At 57.8% G+C, this 6,000-nt stretch carries 9 protein-coding genes; 2 read left to right on the plus strand and 7 right to left on the minus strand.

The features are described from left to right. Positions 1-3: 3 nt before the first annotated feature. From A7K61_RS06785 to A7K61_RS06815, 7 genes are read right to left on the minus strand one after another with little or no spacing between them, the layout of a single operon-like run. On the minus strand, positions 4-327 hold the full coding sequence (locus tag A7K61_RS06785; protein ID WP_069557250.1) for a hypothetical protein: 324 nt from the start codon (positions 325-327) through the stop codon (positions 4-6). Further along, positions 311-691, minus strand: a complete 381-nt coding sequence (locus A7K61_RS06790) for a hypothetical protein (RefSeq protein ID WP_069557251.1) — start codon at positions 689-691, stop codon at positions 311-313. The genes A7K61_RS06785 and A7K61_RS06790 overlap by 17 nt, the downstream gene beginning before the upstream one ends. Further along, the gene (locus A7K61_RS06795) at positions 688-1,299 is read right to left on the minus strand and encodes a hypothetical protein (RefSeq protein ID WP_256557716.1); all 612 of its coding nucleotides are present in this window, start codon (positions 1,297-1,299) and stop codon (positions 688-690) included. The genes A7K61_RS06790 and A7K61_RS06795 overlap by 4 nt, the downstream gene beginning before the upstream one ends. 3 nt (positions 1,300-1,302) lie before the next feature. Beyond that, positions 1,303-2,022 (minus strand): AAA family ATPase, encoded by a 720-nt coding sequence (locus A7K61_RS06800; protein ID WP_069557253.1) that lies wholly within the window; start codon positions 2,020-2,022, stop codon positions 1,303-1,305. Between the two features lie 24 nt (positions 2,023-2,046). Next, positions 2,047-4,200 (minus strand): Mu transposase C-terminal domain-containing protein, encoded by a 2,154-nt coding sequence (locus tag A7K61_RS06805; protein ID WP_371914718.1) that lies wholly within the window; start codon positions 4,198-4,200, stop codon positions 2,047-2,049. Continuing rightward, complete coding sequence (locus A7K61_RS06810) at positions 4,091-4,531, minus strand: hypothetical protein (RefSeq protein ID WP_044269078.1); 441 nt, start codon at positions 4,529-4,531, stop codon at positions 4,091-4,093. Before A7K61_RS06810 ends, A7K61_RS06805 begins: the two co-directional genes overlap by 110 nt. A gap of 2 nt (positions 4,532-4,533) precedes the next feature. Further along, entirely contained in the window at positions 4,534-4,872 is a 339-nt protein-coding gene (locus A7K61_RS06815; protein ID WP_044269076.1) for a helix-turn-helix domain-containing protein, read from the minus strand. Between the two features lie 45 nt (positions 4,873-4,917). On the opposite strand from A7K61_RS06815, the gene A7K61_RS32260 reads away from it, so the two are divergent. After that, positions 4,918-5,118 (plus strand): hypothetical protein, encoded by a 201-nt coding sequence (locus A7K61_RS32260; RefSeq protein WP_138739401.1) that lies wholly within the window; start codon positions 4,918-4,920, stop codon positions 5,116-5,118. Then, positions 5,115-5,771 (plus strand): S24 family peptidase, encoded by a 657-nt coding sequence (locus A7K61_RS06820; protein ID WP_069557255.1) that lies wholly within the window; start codon positions 5,115-5,117, stop codon positions 5,769-5,771. Before A7K61_RS32260 ends, A7K61_RS06820 begins: the two co-directional genes overlap by 4 nt. The last annotated feature ends 229 nt before the right edge of the window (positions 5,772-6,000 follow it).

The following is a 6,000-nucleotide window of genomic DNA, read 5'->3' on the forward strand; positions in this document are numbered from 1 at the left end:
TCCTCAGTGGAGAGTCAGTCGCGACCAGTCACCAGGACGGGAAGCGCTAATGAGTTCGCGCCATTCCAGGGTCACGCCCTGGAACTGCACGTTGTAGCGAGTGCTACCGGCCGATACGTGACGCATGTAGCCTTCGCGGTCGGCTCGACCGAGCAGGCGGTTTCCGTCTTCGGGGCCGATTACCAGAAGGTTGTGGGCCGGGTGAAAAGCCAGTACGCGGATACCGTTCGCTTGCAAGCTACGGGCGGCGGCGTTGAACACTCGCAGACGGTCTGCCAGTGTTGGGGTCAGAACTTTCAATTGCGTGCGGTTAATGGAGGCGAGCATGGGCGTTCTCCTGGTTGCAGCAGTCGGGGTTAATTGGGCAGTGTTGGCAGGCACGCCAGTGCTGCATGGCCTGCGGGTTGTGGGTGGGTGCCGGTTTTTCGCGGTAGCTTTGGCATTGGTCAGAGGTGACGGTCTCGTCCAGGGCGACACATTCAATGCGTCCCAGGGTTTCCATCACGCGCCGCTCGACGCCCGCTGTGCTAGGCGATGCGTAGCGGTTGGAAAGGATCAGGCTAACGGCAGTGCGGCTCATGCCGATGCGCTGGCTGGCCTTCGTTTTATTGCTGGCAGCAACTTCGGCAGCGAGCAGACGCACGAACAGCGGCACCTCGTTGCCCCAGGCGGATAGGTTGACCTGGTTCATCGGGCCACCTCCTGGTCAGCCTTGCGCCATACCACCTGATCCAAGTTCGGGTCGTAGACCTGGTCGAAGTCGCGCTGGTAGATGGGGTGTTTAGGTCCGCTGTACCGAGACGGGATCAAGCGGAAGCGGGTTTTAAAGCCGGCAGTGCCGCCCCTGCGGGTCAAGTAGCCAGCCTTTGCCAGGCCCGACAAATACACATGAGCACCAAACTCACTGATCGACACGTCGTTAACGCTGGCGGTGGCTGCGGCCTCGGCGGCGGTGAATTCACCGAGGATGCGCAATGCCCGCCAGATGTTTTCGGCTCCGCCTGCATAGCTCGAAACCTTCCCGTTTTTGGTGACGCGGGGAGCTTCAACGCCTTCGTCTTTAAGGAGCTTCCATTCGGCATCGAAGCGGCCGATGCTTCGTACCTTGCTGACAATCCCGGCTTTTTCCATGTCCCGGAAGTAGGCGCGTACTGCCTCATCATCTTGGTTGGATTTGCGCGCAACGGTGTACGTCGTCAACTCTTTAGGGCTGGCGTTCACGGCGCGAATGGCTTCCCAAATATGCTGGCGTGGGGTCTTACCGCCCACCATCACCAGGTCTGCTCTTGCTCTAGGCATCCCTCAAGCCCTCCGCGACGGCGCTTCGCCGGTGAACCAGCCGCGTGAGCCCCAACCTGCAAGGTCGATGCTGTCGATGGCCTGGGCTTGGGTTTCGCTGTACACCCGGTACAGGTTGACCGCGACACGGCGAAGGCACCCGCCGACCTTAGTCCGCAGATCCTCCAATAGATCATCGGCAAAGCGCAGACTTGGATAGCTGGCGTGGGCCAAGGCGCGCAGGTCGTCAAGGGTGGCACGTTGTGCAGGCACCCACTCCAGCACACGGTTATGCAGGCGCTCCAACTTAGCCAGGCTGGCGGGTACACGTTCTTCACCAATCAGAACGATGGTCCCTTGGCTGGCGTTGTAGATATCGGTTAATACGTTGGCAACGGCCTTTTCCAGCAGGTATTGCACGTCGTCAATCAGCAGCGGGCGACCACTGCGGGAAAGCTGCTCGGCGATCTGGTCGACCATCTGCGACAAAGTGCGTTCTGGCTGGATGCTCATTTCGCGCAAGATGGCGAGTAAGAAAGCCTTTTTGCTCCAGGTATCGCGGCACTCGACGTAATAGGCGCGGTGTTGGTTGGCGGCGAAGGCGGCGCCGACGCTTTTACCCAACCCGCTTGCGCCGTACATCACCACCATGCCAGGCAGGCCCGATGGGCGGTCGTGGGCTCGGCCGATGGCGGCGGATAAGAGGCCGACATTGGTCAGGGGAACGATTTTGGTAACACTCATAATGCGACTCCTAAAGGTCTTGGGTTAAGCGCGGGCCTGGTCGGCGAACGCGAACATTTTCTGAATGGATTTGAAGTCCGGGTGCTGCGGATAACGGGCATGCCATTGGGTTTCTTCTGACGACAGCGATTCGCCGCTGGTGATACGGGCGTCGATGTGGTTCCAGAGGCGGTAGCGGGCGGTTGGGTCGGTTGGCAATTCGAAGGTCGAGGCCTGCGGTGCAGCCAATTGGGCGAAACGCTGGGCCTCGGCGAGCTGTTCAGGCGAGAGGTCGTACTGGCTCGACTGCGGAGCAATGACGCGCATTTCTACGTCTTGTCCGGTAATGGTTTTGGCTTTTTTGACCAGGCGAGACAACTGGCCGCGTTCGCGTTTCTCGCTGGCCTTTTCCAGCATGGTTTTCGGCATGGCTGGGCTGGCGTTGCCATCGAGCAGCGCCTCGCCGATCAGATCGCCCTCCAGGGAGTGGACCCAAACACGGCTGGCGTCGCGGAAGTCATAGGCCACGCGGACCTGTTCCCCGTGGAAACCGTCCAGGTCTTTAAGGAAGTAGGTGCCGCTGTTCCATTGCACCTGGCAACGGTGGACGGTGCGCTCGACCTGCGGCCGGGTTAGGCTTTCGACGATGTTGCTGTCAGCCAATAATGGTTCCCAACCCTCGGCCTCTGCCGATTTCCAAGACTCCATTGGGCTTTGGTGGCGCTTGCGCATGGTCGCAAGGTCGCGGAACTTCGGCAGGCCGCGATGTGGGCGGCGGTTGTAGTCATCGAGTGCTTCTTGCAGGGCCGCGAAGAACACCGAAAATTCAGGTACGACTGTCGGCGCGATACCCAGGGCGAGCTGTTTACGGGACAGTTTGTGGGTCTTGGTAGCGGCCTCTTTATCCATGTCGGCGCCGATGTAACTGTCGAACGTCTTGGCGAGCCGAACCAGGATGGTTTTATGAGGGCGCTCAATTACGCCGCGAGCCTGAGAGTTGTAGGGCAGCGAGTGCGTGATAGTGCCGCCGAGACGGTCGTTGACCTCGTAAACAACGGCGTTGTCAAAACCGCTGCCGTTGTCGACGTAAAACACCTTGTACATGCCGCAACGACTTACGCCGTCACGTAAGGTGTCCAGTGTGGCTAAAGTTGACTCAGCCAGGTTGACGGAGAAACCGACGATACGGCGGGTGCCCCAATCAATAACCATGGTGATTTCCGGGCGGAAAATCTGCCCCGTTAACGGATTGATCACTTCGGCGTCAAAGGTATGACCGTCGGCCACCCACACGTCATTCGGCCAGAGCATGTCGGCCTGACGGCGGTTATAGGCTTTTAAGGCATTCAGTTCGTGCGGGCCCATGCGCCCATGCTCACGCACCGATGGGCTGAGTTTTTTCAGCCAGCGGCGTACCGCGTGAATGCTGGGGCAAACGCTGGCATTGATATCCTGGTGCAATTGCTTGAACTGCTCATACGCCGCTTCAACGCTCGGCTTCTGCGGACGCTGATAGTGCTTGAGGAATGCTTGCGCCCAGGTCGGAACGCTCATGTCTTTCTGACGACGAGCCGGAGCCAGGCCTATTTCGCCGTGGGCGCGGTAGTCCGCCAGCCAACGCTTGAGCGTGCGCTCAGACAGGGTGCGGTCTTCGGTCTTGCGGTCGTTAGCGCGGATGACCCTGTCATTCAGGTACGGGCTGAGGTCGCCGGTTTTTGCCAGTGCGACCAGGGTCAGGATGGCGCGGTTTTGGCTGACCACCTTGCTCATACGCTCGATTTCACGCACGAACGCAAGGCGCGCCGTCATCACGGAAGACTGTGAGTCGTTCAAGTGTGACGCTTTTTCTGAGTCACGCCCTATTGTTATTACATGTTTTTCAGCGACTGGTTCAACGGTGTTTTCTACGAGCGTCGCTGTCAAAAGTGCTGCCTGGGTTTCCTTTGGCAGGACCGAAAGGGTGTACTCAATGGCCTTACTGCCAAGACGCTGCTGGCCTTCCCAACGCTCACGCTTGGCGCGTATTTGAATGGCACGCTCTGTACCTGGCATTCCAGGCAAGCCAGCCAGCTCGCCGGCTGAATACCAATTACGCATGGCTGCCACCCAATGCACGCTTGAGTTCGCGAGCCTTACGTCCGGCATCATCGCGCAGGCGTTCCAGCCGCCCCAGCTCCGCATTGAGTGCGTCACGACCATAAGCAATTCGCCCGCCGCGTTGTTCTGCCAGCCAGTTGGTCAGCGCGTGGCAACTGCATACTTCTTCCAACAGCGGGGCTCTGTAGAACGGCAGGTTGTGATCAGTCCGGGCCGGGCTCGACCATGCATCAAGCATGTGCTTGCTTACATCGTCACCCGATAGTCGAGACATACGAGCTGCAATTTCATAGCGGTCAAGATCGGAACCTTTAAGGATCTCGCCGATCAGTTCACTTACCTGGGCTGCATTGTTGCCGTTACCCGGTATAGCTAGAACCGGCTGGGGGACGGAGAAGATGTCTAACGTCCGGTCGTCTTTGACTTTGCGCATGTTTATCCCTCCGTACCTGTTTTACGGTGCCGAAGGTCATAAGCTGGGTTATGCTCTTGGCTATAAGTTGCGTTCTTCTCGGCACGTTGTGACCTGATGCGATATGGGGTGCCGTTGGCGTTCCAGCGCTCAGGCCACAAGTCGATTGGCTGAAGGCCCAGAGCCTCCGCAATCGCTCGCTCCATACGTGGGTAAGCTGTACGTTTAGCGTTTTTAACGGCGGTGTCAGAGACGTTGAGTTCACGCGCCAACATAGCCAGCGAAGTGCCTTTGGCACGTAGCTGGTACTTGATCCATTCCCAGCGTTGGGTCGGATTCAGAGGGATTTCGGTTTTGTTCATGCCATACGTCCATTTTTAACCACCGGGAAGGGTGGTTTTTTTGGGGTGTCTAACGTCACTTACGGCATAAACATAGCCGCTTTGTTCTTGGTGGTAAAGCGAAAAGCGGCATTTCGCTTTGCCGGAACCGGCATTTTTGTAAGCGGTGAAGCTATGTCATTGTTTTTAAAGGCTTTAACTGGAATACGAAATTTCGTTTTCTTTTGCGGCAGTGTTTCGTTTTCTCCTTTGGAGAAAGCGAAATGAGTGAGGGGCTAGCGGCGCGCATCCGAGAGTGCGCGGAGATAGCCGGAAGCGGCGACGAGCTTTCGCGCTTAACGGCTATACCTCGACGAACTCTGGAGTACTACTTGACGGGGCACCGGGAACCGAAGGTTGCCCGTTGCGTTGATATTGCAAAGGCCGTAGGTGTGGACATTGGGTGGCTTGCGTCAGGAGAGGGGGATAGACAGAGGGGTATGGTTGCGGCGGCACCTGACGAGAGTGCGTATGTCTACGTGCCTCTGTACGACGCCTATTGCAGCGGTGGGCATGGATCGTGGAACGACGGGGCGAAGGTACTGACTATGCTCGCTTTCACGGCCTACTCACTTCGTAAGAAGGGCTTGGAGCCTTCCAGGCTGTCCGCTATCCGAGTAGACGGCGACTCGATGCTCGGGCTATTGAACGACGGGGATACGGTTGTCATTGACCATGGCCGCAATACCCTTGAGGGTGAGGCTGTCTACGTCATCCAATTGGATGACCATCTTTACGCCAAGAGGCTTCAACGTCAGTTCGACGGATCGATCCACATCATCAGCGAGAACAAGGCCTACAAAGATATGATCGTGCCCAAGGAGAAGCTGAATGATCTGCGGATCATTGGCCGCGTTGTATGGGCTGGTGGCTGGATTTAGTCACACCGCTATCGGTGCCAAAGAACCTGTAAAATTTTGGCGCACTGCTCAAGATTGATTGATTTTGATCTTGCAGCTCTTTGGCACCGATCTTGAGCCGCCCGGTAGTGGGTGCTCCCCGCAACACCCCGTCTTGCCTGGCTTGTCACGAATTGTCCTGCTTAATCCAGCTTCTTCCCACCAGATCCTCCCCGGTGCCAAAGCTGCCACTAACCCACACGAAGCGAGC

Source organism: Pseudomonas sp. AP42 (assembly GCF_001728935.1).
Lineage (GTDB): Bacteria > Pseudomonadota > Gammaproteobacteria > Pseudomonadales > Pseudomonadaceae > Aquipseudomonas > Aquipseudomonas lactis.